Origin of the sequence: Enterococcus sp. AZ077 (genome assembly GCF_051714965.1) — a bacterium.
Classification (GTDB): domain Bacteria; phylum Bacillota; class Bacilli; order Lactobacillales; family Enterococcaceae; genus Enterococcus_B; species Enterococcus_B hirae.
The window spans coordinates 276,270-296,459 of record NZ_JBIOSX010000001.1; the positions used below are offsets into that span (position 1 = coordinate 276,270).

At 37.4% G+C, this 20,190-nt stretch carries 13 protein-coding genes and 1 other annotated feature; of the genes, 7 read left to right on the top strand and 6 right to left on the bottom strand.

Annotated features, from left to right (window positions below; genetic code table 11):
• Positions 1 to 82: 82 nt before the first annotated feature.
• The 5 genes from IGL28_RS01310 to nhaC all read left to right on the top strand — a co-directional run bounded on the left by IGL28_RS01310 (position 83) and on the right by nhaC (position 8,465).
• Entirely contained in the window at positions 83 to 739 is a 657-nt protein-coding gene (locus tag IGL28_RS01310) for an HI_0552 family protein (RefSeq protein WP_081128230.1), read from the top strand.
• Between the two features lie 374 nt (positions 740 to 1,113).
• Positions 1,114 to 1,319 (top strand) — a binding site (T-box leader).
• A gap of 94 nt (positions 1,320 to 1,413) precedes the next feature.
• A complete protein-coding gene (gene tyrS / locus IGL28_RS01315; RefSeq protein ID WP_010736915.1) occupies positions 1,414 to 2,670 on the top strand; it encodes a tyrosine--tRNA ligase in 1,257 nt (418 codons plus the stop codon).
• Positions 2,671 to 2,959: 289 nt separating this feature from the next.
• Entirely contained in the window at positions 2,960 to 4,834 is a 1,875-nt protein-coding gene (gene tdc, locus IGL28_RS01320) for a tyrosine decarboxylase (protein WP_081128229.1), read from the top strand.
• Between the two features lie 513 nt (positions 4,835 to 5,347).
• A complete protein-coding gene (gene tyrP / locus IGL28_RS01325; RefSeq protein ID WP_010720263.1) occupies positions 5,348 to 6,766 on the top strand; it encodes a tyrosine-tyramine antiporter in 1,419 nt (472 codons plus the stop codon).
• A 322-nt stretch (positions 6,767 to 7,088) separates the two neighbouring features.
• Positions 7,089 to 8,465, top strand: a complete 1,377-nt coding sequence (nhaC, locus tag IGL28_RS01330) for a Na+/H+ antiporter NhaC (RefSeq protein WP_081128227.1) — start codon at positions 7,089 to 7,091, stop codon at positions 8,463 to 8,465.
• A gap of 171 nt (positions 8,466 to 8,636) precedes the next feature.
• Here nhaC and IGL28_RS01335 read toward each other — a convergent pair whose 3' ends face one another.
• The 4 genes from IGL28_RS01335 to IGL28_RS01350 are packed head-to-tail and all read right to left on the bottom strand — an operon-like array spanning position 8,637 to position 13,645.
• Positions 8,637 to 9,659 (bottom strand): LacI family DNA-binding transcriptional regulator, encoded by a 1,023-nt coding sequence (locus IGL28_RS01335; protein ID WP_081128226.1) that lies wholly within the window; start codon positions 9,657 to 9,659, stop codon positions 8,637 to 8,639.
• Positions 9,660 to 9,677: 18 nt separating this feature from the next.
• On the bottom strand, positions 9,678 to 10,700 hold the full coding sequence (locus IGL28_RS01340) for an aldose epimerase family protein (RefSeq protein WP_081128224.1): 1,023 nt from the start codon (positions 10,698 to 10,700) through the stop codon (positions 9,678 to 9,680).
• The gene (gene pgmB / locus IGL28_RS01345; RefSeq protein WP_010736920.1) at positions 10,693 to 11,358 is read right to left on the bottom strand and encodes a beta-phosphoglucomutase; all 666 of its coding nucleotides are present in this window, start codon (positions 11,356 to 11,358) and stop codon (positions 10,693 to 10,695) included. The genes IGL28_RS01340 and pgmB overlap by 8 nt, the downstream gene beginning before the upstream one ends.
• Entirely contained in the window at positions 11,351 to 13,645 is a 2,295-nt protein-coding gene (locus IGL28_RS01350) for a glycoside hydrolase family 65 protein (protein WP_081128223.1), read from the bottom strand. Before IGL28_RS01350 ends, pgmB begins: the two co-directional genes overlap by 8 nt.
• A 306-nt stretch (positions 13,646 to 13,951) precedes the next feature.
• Between IGL28_RS01350 and IGL28_RS01355 the strand changes: the two genes are divergently transcribed.
• Entirely contained in the window at positions 13,952 to 16,129 is a 2,178-nt protein-coding gene (locus IGL28_RS01355; protein ID WP_081128221.1) for a PTS transporter subunit IIBC, read from the top strand.
• Positions 16,130 to 16,383: 254 nt separating this feature from the next.
• Positions 16,384 to 17,217, top strand: coding sequence for an endonuclease/exonuclease/phosphatase family protein (locus tag IGL28_RS01360; protein WP_081128220.1), 834 nt, complete (start codon positions 16,384 to 16,386; stop codon positions 17,215 to 17,217).
• 117 nt (positions 17,218 to 17,334) lie between these two features.
• Here IGL28_RS01360 and IGL28_RS01365 read toward each other — a convergent pair whose 3' ends face one another.
• Positions 17,335 to 18,069 carry a hypothetical protein gene (locus IGL28_RS01365; RefSeq protein ID WP_232088551.1) on the bottom strand — a complete coding sequence of 245 codons (735 nt, stop codon included), beginning with the start codon at positions 18,067 to 18,069 and terminating at the stop codon, positions 17,335 to 17,337.
• A 220-nt stretch (positions 18,070 to 18,289) separates the two neighbouring features.
• Positions 18,290 to 19,906, bottom strand: a complete 1,617-nt coding sequence (locus IGL28_RS01370) for a hypothetical protein (RefSeq protein WP_438843971.1) — start codon at positions 19,904 to 19,906, stop codon at positions 18,290 to 18,292.
• Between the last annotated feature and the right edge of the window lie 284 nt (positions 19,907 to 20,190).

Below are 20,190 nucleotides of genomic sequence, written 5' to 3' on the forward strand. Positions count from 1 at the left end.
TTTTCTTGCTATTTTTATTGTTTCTCTCATTGATAGTCTTTACAATGTAGGATAGGGAAATCGTTAAGAAAGAAGTGGCGGAATGGATTTATTAACTAGTGATTATGAATTGTTTGATCGTTCGATGTATACCTTTAAGCAGCTAAAAGAAAGTTATACTACTGAAGAATTAGTACAGCTTAAGGTGAGGTATCAAACACACTGGCAAAAGTGGAAAAAAATGAATGAACAAGTGGCAAAAGCAACCCCCTTGCAATGGCAGATGAGAAAACCAAAAATCGAAAGTTGGACGAATGGTTGGAATCTCAGAAGCCATTTTTGGTGTGCGTACCGTAGTGAAGGACGCCAACAGGAAAATGCTTGTTTAGCTACTTTGCTAAATAAAAAACAATTTCAAATCTATTTGATGTTTCAACATTATAAAAGTGAAGAACGCCAAGGAAGTATTTCGTCCTTCAATCATCTACTAACGGTTTTAAAGGAATGGAGTAAGCACATCTCAGTTGAAGAGTATTATATTTGGCCGCAACCAGAACATGAACTGGTGGATCACCTGCCGTTAGCCACCTATTTGACGGATAAGCAAAAACAAATCGAATTAAAAAAAGCAATGGAGGATAAAACCTTCCAACTTGGTAAGCTTTATTTTTATCCGAATGAATTAAAAGATGCTGAAAAGTTGATTTTAGATGGTATGCAGGAATTGATGCCTTTATACCTTCGATTGAATGGGAAATAATAACATTAATTAGGGTGAGAGAAAGAGGTATTTGATCGCTTAGATGATTGAAAACGTTAAAATAATAAAATAAAAGAAGTAAATTTGTCGTTGATAAATACTAGTTTATAAAATTTTCTTAAGCTTCAAAAATTTTTAAAATTTTCATTTGATGGTCAAATGAGCGCCATTGAATGGATCATTCATCTTAGAAAAAATGGATGAAATAAAGGGATCAATGAGTTATTTTAGGTAATTGGATGCAAATAATTTTAAAAAAAGAATGTTCGGATTTTACTGTTTTATTCCATTGTTGAAGAAGTATAGAAAGAAATTTTATCTTTTTTATTGACAAAGAAAAAATAGCGTTCTATGATAGACACATATTAACTTGATAACAGGCAATGATCAAAACGCAGTAGTTATTAAAGCCAATGTTTCAGAGAGCTAGTGGTTGCTGAGAACTAGTACAAGCTTTAAGACGAATTACATTTTAGGAGCCTTTGGCATTGATTTGTCACGTGACAGCGTTAAATGTTTGAGTGATATGTTTTGAATGAAACATATAAAATGGGTGGTACCGCGAGATTTCGTCCCTTGGTTAGTTAACCAAGGGATTTTTTTTATTGATTTTAATTAGTATGAATGATAGCAGGTTCCTGCTTTCACAATAAAATGATACGGAGGGATTTAACATGAATATTATCGACGAATTAACTTGGCGTGATGCCATTAACCAACAAACGAATGAAGAAAGACTTCGTGAACTTGTTGACGAAAAGAGTATTTCACTATATTGCGGAGTTGACCCAACTGGGGATTCTATGCACATCGGACATTTGATTCCATTTATGATGATGAAAAGATTTCAATTGGCAGGACATCATCCATACATTCTGATCGGTGGCGGAACAGGTACAATTGGAGACCCAAGTGGCCGTAAGACAGAACGTGTCTTACAAACAATGGAACAAGTCCAACATAATGTTGATGCTTTATCTAACCAAATGAGAAAATTATTTGGGAAAGATGCAAACATCACGTTTGTAAATAACTACGATTGGTTATCAAAAATCTCATTACTTGAATTTTTACGTGATTACGGTAAAAACTTCAATATTAACACGATGTTAGCGAAAGATATCGTAGCAAGTCGTTTGGAAGTCGGTATCTCATTTACAGAATTTACTTACCAAATCTTGCAATCAATTGACTTTTTACACTTACACAAAACATATGATGTTCAACTACAAATCGGTGGTGCTGATCAATGGGGGAACATCACAGCTGGATTAGACTTAATCCGTAAATTAGAAGGACCAGAAGCAGAAGCATTCGGTTTAACGATCCCATTGATGTTAAAAGCGGATGGGACAAAATTTGGTAAAACTGCCGGTGGCGCTATCTGGTTAGATCCTGAGAAAACATCACCATTTGAGTTCTACCAATTCTGGTTGAACCAAGATGACCGAGATGTTGTGAAATACTTGAAATTCTTTACTTTCTTATCACAAGAAGAAATTGAAGATTTGGCGAAAAAAGTTGAAACTGAACCTGAAAAACGTGAAGCACAACGACGTTTAGCAGAAGAAGTGACGAGATTCGTTCATAGTGAAGAAGACTTGAAAGAAGCACAAAAAATAACAGAAGCATTGTTCTCTGGAAACATCAAAGAATTAAATGCAGCTGAGATCGCTCAAGGATTTGGTAAAATGCCAAACGTTGAAATTTCAAGTAAACCTGAAAATATCGTGGAATTATTGGTTTCCACAAAAATTGAACCATCAAAACGTCAAGCGCGTGAAGATGTTTCAAACGGAGCTATAAGTATTAACGGTGACCGTGTTACCGATTTAAATTTTGTCATAGATCCATCGAAGGAATTTGATGGTAAGTTTGTGGTTATTCGAAAGGGTAAGAAAAATTACTTTTTGGCCAAAGTAGTTGATTAGAATTTAGTAATTTTTTGGCTTGAAAATGGTCAACTCTATTACAAGATTCCAATTTTGAAACCCAACCTAAAAGGGTGACGTGGGATCTCGTTAATACAATCTTTACGAGGGAATTTACTTTTGTAAATTCCCTCGTTTTTTTTAATTTTTTTAAATGTGTAAACAATTCGCACAATTGATAAATATTACAAAATGATTAAAAAACCGCTTGTGATTTAGTTTACAGAAATAAAAAACAGGTGTAATGTAGGGCTCGACAAAATTTAAATATTTTTTAGGAGGGTTTCACATGGAATCATTGTCAAATGAATTAAACCTAAATGCACTATTTATCGGAGACAAAGCGGAGAACGGCCAACTCTATAAAGATTTGTTGAACGATTTAGTAGATGAACATTTAGGCTGGCGACAAAACTACATGCCACAAGACATGCCAGTTATTACACCAGAAGAACAAAGTAGTGCAAGTTTTGAGCACACAGTCAATAAAACAAAAGATGTTTTATCTGAAATCTCAGCTCGTATGCGTACTCACTCAGTACCATGGCATACAGCTGGACGTTATTGGGGTCATATGAACTCTGAAACATTAATGCCATCTTTACTAGCATATAATTTCGCAATGCTATGGAATGGTAACAACGTTGCTTACGAATCTTCTCCAGCAACAAGTCAAATGGAAGAAGAAGTAGGACTAGAGTTTGCGAAATTAATGGGCTATAAAGATGGCTGGGGACACATCGTTGCTGATGGTTCTTTAGCTAACTTAGAAGGTCTTTGGTATGCACGTAACATCAAATCACTTCCACTTGCAATGAAAGAAGTTGCACCTGAATTAGTCTCAGGAAAAAGTGACTGGGAATTGATGAACATGTCTACAAAAGAAATCATGGACTTGTTAGATAGTGTTCCAGAAAAAATTGATGACATCAAAGCACATTCTGCACGTAGCGGAAAACATTTACAACAATTAGGAAAATGGTTAGTACCACAAACGAAACATTATTCATGGCTAAAAGCAGCTGATATCATCGGTATCGGGTTAGATCAAGTAATCCCTGTACCAGTTGATCACAACTATCGAATGGATATCAACGAACTTGAAAAAATCGTTCGTCAACTAGCAGCTGAAAAAACACCAATCTTGGGTGTAGTCGGTGTTGTTGGTTCGACAGAAGAAGGAGCCATTGACGGTATCGATAAAATCGTTGCATTACGTCGAGTATTAGAAAAAGATGGTATTTACTTCTACTTGCATGTTGATGCTGCTTACGGCGGTTATGGTCGTTCCATTTTCTTAGACGAAGAAAATAACTTTATTCCATTTGAAGAATTAAAAGATGTTCATGCAAAACATCATGTATTTACAGAAAACAAAGATTATATCTTAGAAGATGTACACAGTGCCTTCAAAGCAATTGAAGAAGCAGAATCTGTAACAATTGATCCACATAAAATGGGTTATGTTCCTTACTCAGCTGGTGGGATCGTCATCAAAGACGTACGTATGCGCGACGTTATTTCTTACTTTGCTACTTACGTGTTTGAAAAAGGCGCAGATATCCCAGCATTACTTGGTGCATACATTTTAGAAGGTTCAAAAGCAGGAGCAACTGCTGCTAGTGTTTGGGCTGCACATCATGTCTTACCACTTAATGTAACTGGTTATGGTAAATTGATGGGAGCTTCAATCGAAGGAGCACATCGTTTCTATAACTTCTTACAAGATTTATCATTTAAAGTTGGCGATAAAGAAATCGAAGTACATCCATTAACTTACCCAGATTTCAATATGGTTGACTATGTATTTAAAGAAAAAGGCAACGACGATCTAGTTGCAATGAACAAATTGAATCATGACGTTTATGACTACTCTTCATACGTTAAAGGTAGCATCTATGGTAATGAATTCTTGACATCACACACTGACTTTGCTATTCCAGATTATGGCAACAGCCCATTACAATTTGTGAACCAATTAGGTTTCTCAGATGAAGAATGGAACCGTGCAGGAAAAGTAACTGTTTTACGTGCAAGTGTAATGACACCATACATGAATAAAGCAGAAAACTTCGAAGAATATGCTGGAAAAATCAAAGCAGCTCTTCAAGAAAAATTAGAAAAAATCTACGCAAATCAATTACTAGCAAGCGAAGAAAAATAATAAAATAAAAAACATTCTGAGTATAAGAAGTAGAAGTCACTTTTATTGTATGCTATAAAACCGAATAAACGGTGGTAGCTCAATCGAAAAATACAGTTGAAGGATCTTTAAAATACAAAAAGTTATTTTTTAGATTCTTCTGCTGGTTTTTCTGAGCTCAGCACTTCTGTTATCTGCTCAGGTGTTTTTTGTTTTACAGGTTGTCTTTGAAGCGATACAAGTAATCCGTTCAAAACAGCCGAGGTTGTAATGAAATAGCTTGCGCTCTTTTAGGTATTTGGTATGAATGAAGAGAAAGATCGAAAAGCTTCAATACAAATACAGCGAATGGAACACAAGACTATTTCAGATTTTTCTTTTTTAGCAAATAATAACTAATAAAATCCAGTCACTAAGCATCGTTTTTATACTAAAAAAGTTGTGGGGAACAACCTCTTGGCTTTTGTCTTGCGACTTGGGATTACTTTGAAGACAACGTTTTTTTATTCAAAAAAAACAAGGAGCGTGTCAACAGTGAGTAAATCACAAGTAAGTAAAATGGGTCTTGGGACCTTTGTCGGTCTGACGATGGCTTTGTGTGCGACAGTTCGGAGTATTCCGACTTTAGCAGCCGTTGGTTGGACATTGATTTTTTATTCAATTTTTGCCGTACTGTTTTTTGCCGGTCCTATTTCGATGGTTTCTGGTGAGCTTTCTACGATGCTTCCACAAGAAGGTGGACCACAATTATGGGTCAAAACTGCCTTAGGAAGTAAATGGGGATTTGTTGTTGCCTGGTTGCTTTGGGTTCAAATGTTCCCAGGGATGGTTATGGTTGCATCAACATTAGGTCCATTATTAGGAAATACATTCGGGAACGTAGAATTAGGCAATAATCATTTATTTGTATTAGGTTGTATTTTAGTTATTTATTGGATCATTACAATTTTGAACTTGAAATTTGATATGGCCAAAGTTGGTGGGAACATCGGCGTTTGGTTAGGTGTGTATATCCCAGTGGTTATCATGTTTGTCCTTGGTTTATTCGCCGCATTCAAAGTGGGGCTAGTATCTAATGGTTACTTAGGAGATTTTTCTTGGTCAAAAGCTTTCCCAGATTTACAACATAGTGAATCATTGAAATATCTTGCAGGTATCACATTTATTTTTGTTGGTATCGAAATGAGTTCTGTTTACATGCCTCGTTTAAAAGATGCAACGAAAAACTACACTAAAGGGGTCTTTATTGCGTTGATTGGTCTTGTTTTATTGAACGTGATCAATGCAATGTTAGTTGCCAATGTTGTACCAAATGGAAAAATGGAATTAGCAAACATTACGCAACCAATCTTGATTTATTGCCAAATCCTTGGCTTACCAACAATTATTGGGAACATCTTCAGCTTTATGGTGTTTATCGGTGTGTTACTTCAATTATCTGCATGGGTAACTGGACCATCTAAAACGATTATCCAAGTAGCACGTGAAGGTTTCTTACCACCTAAATTTGGATTCCATAAAGAAAATGAATATGGTGTTTCTCGTAATGTCGTATTAACTCAATCAATCGTTATTTCATTATTCGCTTTACTTTACGGCGTAATGGATGACGTCAGTGCTGTATTCTTAACATTAACAAATGCTACAACTGTTATTTATTGTATCGTCTATATTTTGATTGCTGTTTCATTGATCAAAATGAGAAAAAGCCATCCAGATTTAGAACGTCCTTATCGAATTGGTAAAAAAGGAAATGGAATGGCTTGGGTAGTTAGCTGCATGTTGATTTTCTCTATCATTGCAGTAGTTGTATCCACTTTAGGAACATCTACCTTGACGGATGCATTATTGGTAGCAGTTATTGCAATCGTTATGTTTGTCATTCCTTTGATCATCAATCGTTTTAAAAATGATTCTTGGGGAAGCGAAGTAGAAAAGAGTTTAAAAGAATAGAATAAATAAGAAGCAAGTAAAAAATGTAAATAGGGAAGGGGGCTATGACAAAAATCTTGTCACAGTCCCTTATTCCTAACAAACGGTGTTCCAGAAGTAGCTCATGTCTGTTACAGCATGGTTTGCCAAATGTATGCTTTTTAATCAGGGAACCTTTGCGAAAATAACGCTAATCATAAGGTTCAGCGGATTTGAGAAAATAATCGTCATTAGCATCGTCTATCCGCTAAAACAAAAAAATGATGCTATGACCAGTTGTCCTACCAAAAGAACGCTTTTTTTTAGGTAGGGCTTTTTTTGTAAAAAAATAGGAGAAGATACGATGAATAAAAAAATATCTGTGAAAGAAAGTATGGCAGTTTTATTCATATTGTTGGCGATATTAGGAATACTGATTATTGGATTTCAATTGTCTCCGCATATTCCTATACTAATCGCTTTCATGTGTTTGTTATTTTACGGACGGTTTAGAGGTTTCTCATGGGATGAGATTCATGATGGGATTGTCAAAGGAATTACTCCAGGGATCATCCCAATTTTGATTTTTCTGTTGATTGGTGTTTTGGTAGCTTCGTGGATTTTATCTGGAACGATTCCAACGATCATGGTTTATGGTTTTCAATTGATCTCGGTTCGATTTTTCTTACCGACTGCTTTTCTTGTTTGTGCAATCGTCGGGATTACTGTTGGAAGCTCATTTACAACGATTTCGACGATCGGTATTGCTTTTTTAGGAATCGGTCATATTTTAGGTTTTAGTGATGCGATGACGACAGGAGCAGTTGTTTCGGGAGCTTTTTTAGGAAATAATTGTTCGCCGTTATCTGATACTACGAACTTGGCGGCAGGGATCGGAGAAGTAAACTTATTTGAGCATATCGCTCAAATGCGTTACACTGATTTGCCAGCATTTTTAATTGCTATGTTATTTTATGTTTTTCTTGGGAATGGGAGTCACACAGCGGATCTACATGCGATCACGGATATGATCCAAAACATGAAAGCAGGTTTCTGGATCTCTCCATGGACGTTGATCCCATTAGTGATCTTGTTTGGTGGAGCGATTAAAAAAATTCCAGCGATTCCAACACTACTAGTTGGTTCAACTGCTGCGATCATTCTTTCCTTCATCAATCAACCACATTTAACGATGTCAAAAGTAGCTAATATTTTAATGAACGGCTATGTTGCCCATACAGCAGACCCTAAAATCAATGAATTGCTTTCAAGAGGGGGAATTGTTAGTATGCTTGGTTCAGCAAGCTTGATTCTTCTAGCTTTAGCTTTGGGTGGCTTGTTGATCAAATATACGATTGTGGAAACGATTGTTCAGGAATTGCGAGAAAAAATGGATCGGCCTTCTCGCTTGGTTGGCTTTACAGCATTAAGCTGTATCGGGATCAATTTGATCGTAGGCGAACAGTACTTGTCGATCATTTTACCAGGCGAAACCTTTAAGCGATCGTTCGATCGTGCGGGCGTTAATAAAAAGTATCTTACCAGAACTTTGGCAGATGCTGGAGCAACCGTTAATTCACTCGTTCCGTGGGGAGTTAGTGGTACCTTTATTATGGGCACGATGAAAGTCAGCGCATTACAATATCTACCATTTACTTTCTTCTCGATCTTAGCACCGATTTTTACGATTTTGAGTGGTTTCTGGCTTAATCAAAAGATGAAAAAACGTACCAGTGAATAGTCTAGGCACCATCAAGGTTTGAGAACGAGAAGCGAAATAGCTTTTTATACTCAGTTTCTTTTTCATGGAAGAGTTATTTGAAGAGTGTAGATTCTTAAAAAATGAACCTGTATAGTAAAAAAAACAACTGAAGACACTACAAATAGTTTATTTGTGTGTTCAACAGTTGTTTTATTTTTTTTCTTGTAAGCGAGGTACGACGGTTTCTCGTTTGACGAGTTGATGAGGAATGACTAAACGAACACCGCTGCTGATTTCATCATGGATCAATTCGTATAATTTTTGCATCGCAACCCTTCCTAATTCAGAAATATCGATATCGATACTGGTTAAATAAGGGTGAGTCAATGTAGCGAAAATAGAGTTATTGAAGCTGATGATCGATAGGGTATCAGGAATTCGATAGCCATACATCTGTGCTAGTTGCATCGTTCGTAAGGCAAAAATATCGTCAATGACTACCAGCGCTGTTGCTTGGGACTTTTTCAAAATGGCATCAAAAGCTAAATAATCTTCGGGTTGTTCGATCACTACACTAGGATGAACTGTAAGTCCAGCTAGCATCAAGGCTTTTTGGTAGCCAAAATAACGTTCGAAGTAAAGGCTCTCGTGGGTTGTATTGGTTACGAAAAGAATGCTTTCATGACCGTTTTGAATCAAGAAATCCGTGGCTTGTTTACCTAATAATTGGTTATCATTATCGACATAAATGATTTCATTCTCATGTCGGTAAGGCTGACCAATCAAAGTGAAAGGAATCTCATTCGTATAGAGATAATCTATGACAGGATCTTCACTGTCGGAATAAACTAAAATAAACCCATCGACTTGTTTTTGCAGATGCATCCGTTGCACGTTTTCTAATAAAGTATCAAAATTTTTGGCTGTTGCTATAGCAGTTGTCAGATCATAACGGCGTGCTTCTTCATTGATCGCTTCCATGATCTCAAGATAAAAAGGATTCCCAATCCGTTCTTTTGAATCAAGGGGTGGGAGAATGACGCCAATTGCGCTAGAAATTCTTTTCCCTAGATTTCTAGCAGTGATATTTGGTACATAGCCTAGTTCATCCATGACTTTTCGTACTTTCTTTTTGGTTGCCTCTGAGATGCTTGGATGGTCATTGATGACCCGTGAAACAGTCGAGGTCGCAACACCAGCTTTTTTGGCTACATCCTTCACTGTGATCGCCATAAACGATACACCTCTTTTCTAGACTTGCTTTTCATTTAAACGATGAAATTGATAAGTGGTAGAGCAAATTTTTTCTTGTCCTGGATATAATGCGATTGACCCAAATTCAGGGAAATGAACGGCATCAGGAAGTTCTTGTGGTTCAATTGCCAACCCATAATTTGAGTGCATTTTTTGCCCATTGATTAAAAAATCTGCTTCAAATCCAGTCGTAGAAAATAATACCATACTTTTGCTCGTCGTTGCTATAGACAACTGGCGACCAGCTTGCTTTTCGGTCAAGGTAAGTATTTTCTTCGTTCGTTTAGGCGTACTTAAAACAAAAGCATCATCTAGTCCGTTTGGATCATTCGTTAAAATTTCCATTAGCGAATGTGAGTGTTTAAAATTAAGCGGTAAGTCGCTGAGAGCGATCACTTCACCAGTTGGTATTTTTTCGTGATCTAAGGCTAATATTCCATCTGTTTGGATCGTTAATTCATGATCGTAGATATCTCGTTTGCCATTGCCAGAAAGATTGAAATACGCATGATTCGTTGGGTTGCAGATAGTTTCAGTCGAGCTGCTTGTCTTGGTGATCATTTCTAAATTATTTTGAACAATCTGATACGTAACGGTTGCGGTGATCGGACCGGGATAACCGGAAAAAGTATCCTGCAAATAAAAAACAACACCGATCGCTGTAGGAGTCTCAAAAACTTCCACCTCCCAATACTGAAATGCCCAACCGTTTGAACCACCATGGATATGGTGATTTCCTTCGTTTTTTTCTAGCTGATGATCAGCCCAAGAGCCATTTTTAATTCTGCCAGCGACTGGTCCAATCGTTGCCCCAAAATAGCTTTGATCTTTTAAAACGTCTTCTAAGGAATCATAAGATAATAAGACATTTTCTAAGTGACCATTTTTATCTGGAGCCAGAATTTGATGAAGCCTTGCCCCGTAGTTGAGAAGAACGACTGTGAGTTCGTCGTTCTTCAATGTGATTTGCTTCAAGTTGGTGTTGGGAATGGGGATCACAGTGATGGAAGGTTTAGACATACTGTGTCCACTCATTTTTTAAATAGTCTAGTGTAAGGCAAGTCGTATCAGGTACGACTGGGATATCTTTTCCAAGATCTTCTATTCGTCCAACACCAATTGGAAATGCCCCGCTAGCACGGATTGCTTTGATCCCAGATTGTGCATCTTCGATCCCGATGCATTCTTGTGGGGATAAGCCAATTTCTTTTGCGGCCAATAAGAAAATATCGGGAGCCGGCTTACCCAGTTTGATCGTTGCAGGATCGGCAATTGCATCGAAAAATGGCGTTAATGCCATTTTAGCAAGGAGGAAAGGTCCGTTTTTACTAGCTGAAGCAAGGGCAATCTTGATCTTGTTTGCTCTCAATTCTTCAAGTAATGGCAATATCCCTGGAAAAACATCTGTAGGCGTGATCGCTTGAATCATTTCAAGATAGTACTCATTTTTTCTGTGCGCTAATTCTTGAAATTCTTGTGGGGAAAACTCACTTTCTTTTTGTCCGTAGGAAAGCAATAAGCGAAGTGAATCTTCTCGACTAACCCCTTTCAATTGTTCGTTGAATGTTCGATCAATGGGAACACCGATTTCCTGACCTAATTTTTTCCAAGCGCGATAATGAAACTCCGCAGTATCTGTAATCACCCCATCTAAGTCAAACAAAACTCCTTTAAACATCTAATTCCTCCTTACGCAAAGGTACCTTTAACTGGTCTTCTAAAAGATACGTTTTTTCGTACACCTTTAATGGGCAACTTTCGCCTGATACTAAGGTCAATTGCACCTGTTCACTAGACACCGAAACAAATAATAAACGACCACGATAATTCACATGGAAGGAGTAGGCTGTCCACGTGTTTGGTAAGAAAGGAGCAAAACGTAACTGTTCGTGATCTGTTTTCATTTGAGCGAATCCTTGGACGATTGCGAGCCAACTACCAGTCATCGACGTGATGTGTAAGCCGTCTTCGGTATCGTTATTATAATTATCTAAATCAAGGCGGGCTGTCCGTTGATACATTTCCACTGCCTTATCCTCCATACCTAATTCAGCAGCTAAAATGGCATGGATGCTTGGTGAAAGGGAAGACTCATGAACGGTCATTGGTTCGTAAAAATCAAAGTTTCGTTGTTTTTCTTCTTTGCTAAACGAGTCGTTGAAGAAATAGATTCCTTGTAGCACATCCGCCTGCTTAATGAAACAAGAACGCAAAATTTTGTCCCAAGACCAATGTTGGTTTAATGGAAGCTCGCTAGGAGATAGCTCTGATACCGGCAATAATTCTTTATCTAAAAATGTATCATGTTGGACAAAAATACCTAATTCTTCATCTTTAGGAAAATACATATTTTCTGCAATGGTTTGCCAATTCGTTAGTTCTTCGTCAGTGACCGTTACAGCAGTTTCTGTTTGGAATTTTAAATAGTTTTCCCGGGTATACGTTAATACCCAGCAAGCTATCGTATTGGTATACCAGTTGTTATTGATGTTGTTTTCATATTCATTCGGACCAGTCACACCATGGATCATATATTTGTTATGACGTTTTGAAAAATGAACCCGATCTGCCCAAAAACGAGCAATCTCAACTAATACTTCTAACCCTTCTTTTTTCAAATAATCGGTGTCACCTGTATAGTTCGTATAGTTGTAAATCGCATAAGCGATCGCACCGTTACGATGGATCTCTTCAAAGGTAATTTCCCATTCGTTGTGGCATTCGACCCCTGTAAAAGTAACCATTGGGTACAAGGCGCCTTTTAAACCTTGTTGTTGGGCATTATGAATAGCTTGAGGCAATTGATTATGGCGATATTTAAGGAGATTTTTTGTCACTTCGGGTTTTGCCAAAGCAAGATATAAGGGGACAGCGTAAGCTTCCGTATCCCAATAAGTAGCACCACCGTATTTTTCTCCTGTAAAGCCTTTGGGTCCAATATTCAAACGTTCATCTTCGCCATAATAAGTAGAAAATAGTTGGAAAAGATTGAAACGAATCCCTTGCTGTGCTTCCTCGTCACCTTCGATCACCACATCAGCCAGTGCCCAGCGTTTGCTCCAAGCAGTGGTTTGTTCTGCTTTTGCTTGCAGATAATGACTTTGTAAGTCACTAAATTCTTGGAGAATCTGTTGGACTTGCTGTGCTTCGGGGATGTCACGGCTCGTCAATACAAGCACTTCTTTATCAAGTGTCACGGATTGATTCGTTGTTAAGTCGAAAGAAAATTCCCCAAGGACTGCTAATGTATCTTCGTGGTAAATTGGTTGCGCTAATTCTTCATTCACGAAATGTCTCATGGCAGCTGTTACGGTAAATTGTTCGATCGCAAAATTATTTGGAATCGTTTTGGTCATTAAGTAGGCCGTTTCATCAGAAGTACCTCGACCGATTTCATTCCAAAAATGTTCATCATAGTTACTATCTTCATTTTGAACGTTACTATCCAATTTAGAGATGACTTTGACCGTGCCATTTCCTTCGAGCATCGTAACTGTTAAACGAATATAAGCAGCTTCGCTTTTGACGATACTTAAAAAACGTTCAAAGGTGATCTTTAGTTTGTTAGTTGCAGTCGTTACTGTGTAACTACGTGATAACACACCGTTTTTCATATTCAATTCCCAATAAAAGTCTTCTGGTTCGATTGTAGCAAGGTCTAATAATTGCTCATCGATATAGATATCCATGGCAATAAAATTGATTGCATTAATCACTTTGCCAAAATATTCGGGATAGCCATTTTTCCACCAGCCAACACGAGTCTTATCGGGGTACCAAACCCCAGCTAAATAAGTTCCTTGATGATGATCACCTGAATAGGCTTCTTCAAAATTCCCTCGCATGCCCATGTATCCGTTACCAATACTAGTTAAAGATTCCTGTAAACGGAGATTTTCCCGATCTAATGTGTTGGTGCTGATCTTCCAAGGATCAATTTGAAATAGGCGCTTGATTTGTTTCATTGTACTCCTCCTAGATAATTTCATTGATACGTTTATAATAAACGCAACCGATTGCGTAAGTCAATATAAATAAAGCAGAATTTTTTAGCGGGGATTTAAAACAAAGAAAGGAAAAGATAATTTTCCTGGAAAACATTAACTGTTTTGATAATAAGTTACTACTAAATGCGAAAAGAAAATGATTCTTCTGATAGCGACTGTTTGGGTAGAAAGTGAATAAAATCAAAAATAAAGCATTTACAAAAAAAGAAACAAAGGCTATAATAACTAACAACGAAACCGATTGCATAAAGGAGAGTAGGAGTTATGAAGAAATTATTTAATTTTGAGTTTTGGCAAAAATTTGGGAAAGCTTTAATGGTTGTTGTGGCAGTGATGCCAGCTGCGGGTTTGATGATCAGTATCGGGAAATCTATCCCGTTGATTGACCCTAACTTAGCTTTTTTAGTAACAACGGGTGGTGTCATTGAAAATATTGGTTGGGCGATCATCGGGAATTTACATCTGTTGTTTGCTTTAGCAATAGGTGGAAGTTGGGCAAAAGAGCGTGCGGGTGGTGCTTTTGCAGCAGGGATCTCATTTGTTTTGATCAACCGGATCACGGGAGCGATTTTCGGAGTGACGAGTGAGATGCTAGCAAATGAAGATGCCTTTACCCATACATTATTTGGCACGAAGATCATGGTCAAAGGATTTTTTACCAGCGTATTAGAGGCACCTGCGTTGAATATGGGCGTGTTTGTAGGGATTATTGCTGGTTTTGTTGGTGCAATGGCCTATAATAAATATTACAATTATCGTAAATTGCCTGATGCGTTATCTTTCTTTAATGGAAAACGATTTGTTCCATTTGTAGTGATTCTTTGGTCAACGATTGTAGCTTTAGTATTGGCTGTTGTCTGGCCAAATGTCCAAGCAGGTATTAATAATTTTGGTCTTTGGATCGCTCAGTCACAAGAAAGTGCACCGGTTTTAGCGCCATTTCTTTATGGTACCTTAGAAAGATTATTGTTACCTTTTGGTTTGCATCATATGTTGACGATTCCGATCAATTATACGCAATTAGGGGGCACGTATGAAATCTTATCTGGTGCACAAGCAGGAACGCAAGTCTTTGGGCAAGATCCTTTATGGTTAGCTTGGGCTACTGATTTGGTGAATTTAAAAGGTGCGGGGGATTTGTCACAGTATGAATTTGTGTTGAACAACTGGACACCAGCTCGTTTTAAAGTGGGGCAAATGATTGGTTCTTCTGGTATTTTAATGGGGTTAGCTTTAGCGATGTATCGAAATGTTGATCTTGATAAAAAAGCACGCTATCGTTCCATGTATTTCTCAGCTGCATTAGCTGTTTTTCTAACAGGGGTTACTGAACCATTAGAATTTATGTTTATGTTTGCTGCAGTTCCACTTTATATTGTTTATTCTGTGATCCAAGGGGCAGCATTTGCAATGGCAGATTTATTACCGTTACGTGTTCATTCCTTTGGAAACATCGAATTGTTAACTAGAACTCCTCTAGCGATGAAAGCTGGACTTGGTGGCGATTTGCTTAACTTCGTCATTTGCGTCATTTTGTTTGGAGTTGTTACGTACTTTGTGGCAAACTTCATGATCAAAAAATTCAATTTTGCTACACCAGGGCGTAATGGTAATTATGATAGTGACAGTAACGATAGCAGTGGGAATGGAGAACAAACGACAGTTCAAGCTGGCACGTCAGACCCACAAATCATCAAAATCATTCACTTATTAGGCGGGAAAGATAATATCAAAGATGTAGATGCCTGTATGACACGGTTACGTGTGAGTGTAGCTGATCGTGAGAAAGTAGGTTCAGAAGAAGAATGGAAACGTGCAGGCGCTATGGGGCTAATCGTCAAAGATAATGGTGTACAAGCTGTCTATGGTCCAAAAGCCGATGTATTAAAATCAGATATCGAAGATTTGCTTCAATCGGGGGCGCCTATTCCTGCTCCAGTAGAAGAAGTGGTCGTTGAAAAAGACACAGTTAATAACCAAACGTTAGGTATACGAAAAGAGTTGCAGACTGTAGCAGCTGGTGAAGTGATAGACTTGGCAACAGTCAATGATCCTGTTTTTTCAAAGAAAATGATGGGGGATGGCTTTGCTGTTATTCCGACGACTGGTGAAGTTGTGGCACCTGTTACTGGGAAAGTAGTTAGTATTTTTCCAACCAAACATGCTATTGGAATGGAAACAGAAGAAGGTGCAGAAGTACTAATCCATATGGGAATCGACACAGTCCAAATGGATCAACCAGCTTTTGAAATCCTGGTAACAGAAGGTCAAACCGTTGAAGCAGGAGCAAAACTGGCACAAATGAATCTAACCGAAATCAAAAATGAAGGAAAAGATATAACGATTATGGTGGTATTTACGGATGGGAAAGTCAATGAAATGATTCTCAAACATTTAGGACCAACGGAATTAGGAACAGTAATTGGCGAAATAAAACTGTGATCATTATAAAAGACACCCAACAATAATGAGTAAGATGACCAGTACCAAATTTAATTCCTTATTTGGTTTCCGATAGTCAGTTTTTCTGTTTCTCAAATAAGTCTGAAAACACGAAAACGCTATACTTCGTTTTTGAGTTCTCAGACTTATTTTTTTGAATATCTGCGAGCGGGTAAACAATCACAACTAATAATCCATGGCTGTCCTATCATAAAAGAAATGAAGTAAGTTTTAATCAATAAGGAGAATTGAAGATGAAGATGATGACTTTGAATACACATAGCTGGTTAGAAGAATCACCAGAAGAAAAGATGCGCCAGATCGTAGATAAAATCTGTCAAGCAGATTATGATGTGATTGCTTTACAAGAAGTCAATCAATTAATCACTTCCGAAAGTATCGTGAATGAAGAATTAAACAAATTTTGTCCAGTTATAGAACAATCGCCCGTCCATGTCGATAATTTTGCTTATTGTTTGGTGCGCTACTTAGCCAAACAAGGGAAAGACTATTATTGGAGTTGGGAAATGAGTCATGTCGGTTATGGGATTTATGAAGAGGGGAATGCGCTGCTTTCTAAGACACCACTAACCAGTGAAGCAATCTATGTTTCTGAAACAAAGCAAAAAGAGGATTACCACACTCGGAAAATTTTGATCTGTCAGACGATGATCGATGACCAAACAATCACTCTAGCAAGCTGTCATTTTTCTTGGTGGATAGATGAAACGAAGGGCTTTGCTTTTGAATGGCATCGCTTGATGGAACACTTAGCTAATCTCTCAAATCCGCTGTTTTTAATGGGGGATTTTAACAATCCAGCAGGAGAGGCAGGCTATCGCTTGGTTGAAAAAAGCCCTCTTGCGATTGTCGATTCCTATACTGTTGCCCAAGAAGTTCATGGTCAGGCAACCATTGAACAGAAAATCGATGGATGGGAAACGAATACAGAGCAGTTACGAATCGATTATATCTATGTACCACAGGAATTCTCAGTTCCTTCTTATCGTAGTATTTTTGATGGAAAACAAGAAATCATTGTAAGTGACCATTATGGAGTAGAGATAACGGTCAGCCCCATTCAATAAAAATGATCAAAAAGACCCGTGGAAAGAAAAATGGATAAATCCTTTCTTTCCATGGGTCTTTTTGATTGCAACAGCTTCAGCTACGTGCAGAAATTTGATTAGATAATGAAATGACTGTTAGTGCGATGGGAAGCACCAAGGAGGAAGGCAATAAAATTCTCTGTTTCTTTGGCCTCTGCATTGTTTTTTTAACTCGGCTGGACTTTTTTTCCGCGGGGCAGAAATGAGGTCTCGAACTTTTTTCAAGGAGTTGGACTCTTTAGTTACCGGTGTATTTTTTTGTAAATTGGTACTATGTAGTACTTCCTCATGTAAAATATCAAAATGGTCTATAAATCGATCTTTATCGGAATCGGTTAGAATTGGCAAGTTATCTAAAAGATTCAAAAGTACAACGAGGGAATCTTTGATTTTAGGCTCATGAGGTTGCAGATCTTCACCGCTAGGCTCACGATGTGGCAGTTCATTAATTAACTGCTCTATGATGCTGGTCAGCTCTTTTACCTCTTCAGGAGAGTTTGCAGTTTTTTTTAAAATGTCTAAAATGGTATTTCTTTTAGAATAATCTTGGTCATTAATACAAGTTGATTCACTCGTTGACCGAACATTTGAAATGGGCGTAGGTGATCGATCACCAATTACAGTTACATATAGCGGCTCAGTCTTACTATTTGGCAGCTCATACAGCTGTTCATTAGTTGATTCTTTAATTGATAGCGAATCCTCAGGTAGATCTTTAAGTATCATTTTAAGGTGAGACTCAGTATTAAGGGGAGTATTCGTAGATTGATGAACAAAAGCATGTCTGATTTTTTTTTTCAAAGTCAATTGTCGATTCGTTGTTTGAGGCATATGTATCACTCCTTCTTTTCTGTATTCTAGTATAGTTTATAAAAGAAGAGAGTAAATAAATATTTTTTCTTATGTTTAGAAAAAAAAAGTAGCTACTAACACGATTCGTTTATTAGGACTACTATATTTGACGATTTGTTTGCTATTTTATAAAAAGGTATAAAAAAGAGACAGCTTCCGTGTTGAGATATTCTCTTTTTGATCCACAGAAGCAAGTCCCTTATTTTTTAGTTATTCTCCAAACCTGGTAACGATTTTTGACAAAGAGTCCGATCAAAACGAACCAACCAATCAGGAAGAATGCCATCACAAAGTAAAAGAAAATTGGTAAATCATAATAGAGAGTGATCTCATTGATTCCATTGTGCTGTTTGACGATAGGAGTACCGATATCTGTTAATTGATAATCTGTCAATTTTTTACCGTGTTGCAGTAACACTGTGCGGTCATAGACAATGACTGGTAAATGGACAGTTTCTTCCCCAGTGTTTTTCCATTTGATCGTTAAACGTCCTCCAGGATGAGATTTAATGAACGTGGTTTCTCCTTCCAAGATTTCTTCATTATAGCGATCATATTTATTTGCTTTAGTTTCATGATAGATTGGTAGATAATCGGGTGTTGTCTTTTGAAAAACGAATAAACTAGTCGACATATCATGGTCATAAAATGTTTTTCTTGCCTCTGCTGGTGTATCAAAGAGATACGTGTGACGGCTGACAAATGTTTCGTCTTGCCATTTATCCAGATGCTGATAGAGGTTTTGGATCGTTTGTGCAGAAGCGACAAAGAGAAATAGGACACTCAACGCACGATACCAATTTTTCTTTTCCCATTGATTTAGCGCAAGTGCTAAAAAGAGTAGAAAGAGCAAGGTAAATGGGACAAAGAAACGAAAAGGAAACTGGATCAAGCTTACGAAAGGTACCTCTTTTTCCACTAGTGTTGTCCAAGGGATCAAACTGGTTGAAAGTAGGAAGAATCCAAGACTTGTGCGTAAAAGTAACTTTGTAAAAATCTTGTAGTGACGGCGGAAAAGAAGATACAGTATCAGTCCGATCAATAAAAAAATTGGGAAAATCTTGGGATATGCTAGCCAATAGCTGCCATCCAGATTGATTGCTTTTTGGCTCATTTCTCGGTTGACAAAAGGTGGCAAAATCTTATTTCCACCATAGACGATAGCTAATCCTGCCCAAATATTTGCTGTTAGTACAAAATAAAAGAGGACAGATTTGATCAGTTGCCCGATTGCTTTGCCTTTTTCTGTCTGAGTAAAGAAATAATAAAGATAAAAAGGGATATACATCAGTACCAACATAACGGTGGACAGTAAGTGGATCTGAGTCATCAGTGCAATTGAAAAGGTAACTTTCAAGACAGGAAATTTTTTATGAACAACAAAGTCCACTAATGGAATCATGCATAAGGGATAAAAACAGGTGCCCCAACTGGTAAAGCCCTGATTGATTGCCCAATATTGAATGGAATAAGTCGTCATAAATAATACCGAGATTGGTATGCTGACCCATTTTTTCACCTGTACATAATTCAATAGTGTCAACATCGACCAACCAGAGATCACAAAGAGAATAAAGTTTGATAAGATTTGATAGTGGAACCAACTGCCTGAAACTAAAACGATCAAGCCTTGAAAATAAGCAAACAACGGACCATAGATCGCATTGACGATACGCCCGCTTTGCTGAAATCCATACATGGAAGGGAAATAATGGAAATCCCAATTAGCGAATTGTTCAGCGGCATCGTAAAAACGGTTATAATGAAATGGTGCATCTGCTCCAATGATAAGGTCATGTGTTAGGATATTTGGCATAACAAATAAGAATGCAAATAGTAAAATTGTCAAATACGGAACATATTTTTTCAATTGTCATACTCCTTTTTTGATAGTGTAACTTATTTAATCATAAAGCTTACCTAAAAGAGTGGCAAGAAATTCGAAAAAATATGAAAAAAATTATCATTATTACAGGAAATTTTCAAAATACATCCTTTGTTGCTCGCTTTATTTAGATCAATAGTTAATTAAAAAAACAGCCATAGTATGAGATGCTATGGTTGTTTTTCTCTATTCGTATAAGACTAATAGTCAAATCT

Coding starts and splice junctions, on each gene's coding strand:
- IGL28_RS01350 (WP_081128223.1), bottom strand. CDS start 13,645: ATGAAACAAATCAAGCGCCTATTTCAAATTGATCCTTGGAAGATCAGC.
- IGL28_RS01310 (WP_081128230.1), top strand. CDS start 83: ATGGATTTATTAACTAGTGATTATGAATTGTTTGATCGTTCGATGTAT.
- tdc (WP_081128229.1), top strand. CDS start 2,960: ATGGAATCATTGTCAAATGAATTAAACCTAAATGCACTATTTATCGGA.
- IGL28_RS01370 (WP_438843971.1), bottom strand. CDS start 19,906: ATGCCAAATATCCTAACACATGACCTTATCATTGGAGCAGATGCACCA.
- pgmB (WP_010736920.1), bottom strand. CDS start 11,358: ATGTTTAAAGGAGTTTTGTTTGACTTAGATGGGGTGATTACAGATACT.
- IGL28_RS01340 (WP_081128224.1), bottom strand. CDS start 10,700: ATGTCTAAACCTTCCATCACTGTGATCCCCATTCCCAACACCAACTTG.
- IGL28_RS01355 (WP_081128221.1), top strand. CDS start 13,952: ATGAAGAAATTATTTAATTTTGAGTTTTGGCAAAAATTTGGGAAAGCT.
- tyrS (WP_010736915.1), top strand. CDS start 1,414: ATGAATATTATCGACGAATTAACTTGGCGTGATGCCATTAACCAACAA.
- IGL28_RS01360 (WP_081128220.1), top strand. CDS start 16,384: ATGAAGATGATGACTTTGAATACACATAGCTGGTTAGAAGAATCACCA.
- nhaC (WP_081128227.1), top strand. CDS start 7,089: ATGAATAAAAAAATATCTGTGAAAGAAAGTATGGCAGTTTTATTCATA.
- IGL28_RS01365 (WP_232088551.1), bottom strand. CDS start 18,069: ATGCCTCAAACAACGAATCGACAATTGACTTTGAAAAAAAAAATCAGA.
- IGL28_RS01335 (WP_081128226.1), bottom strand. CDS start 9,659: ATGGCGATCACAGTGAAGGATGTAGCCAAAAAAGCTGGTGTTGCGACC.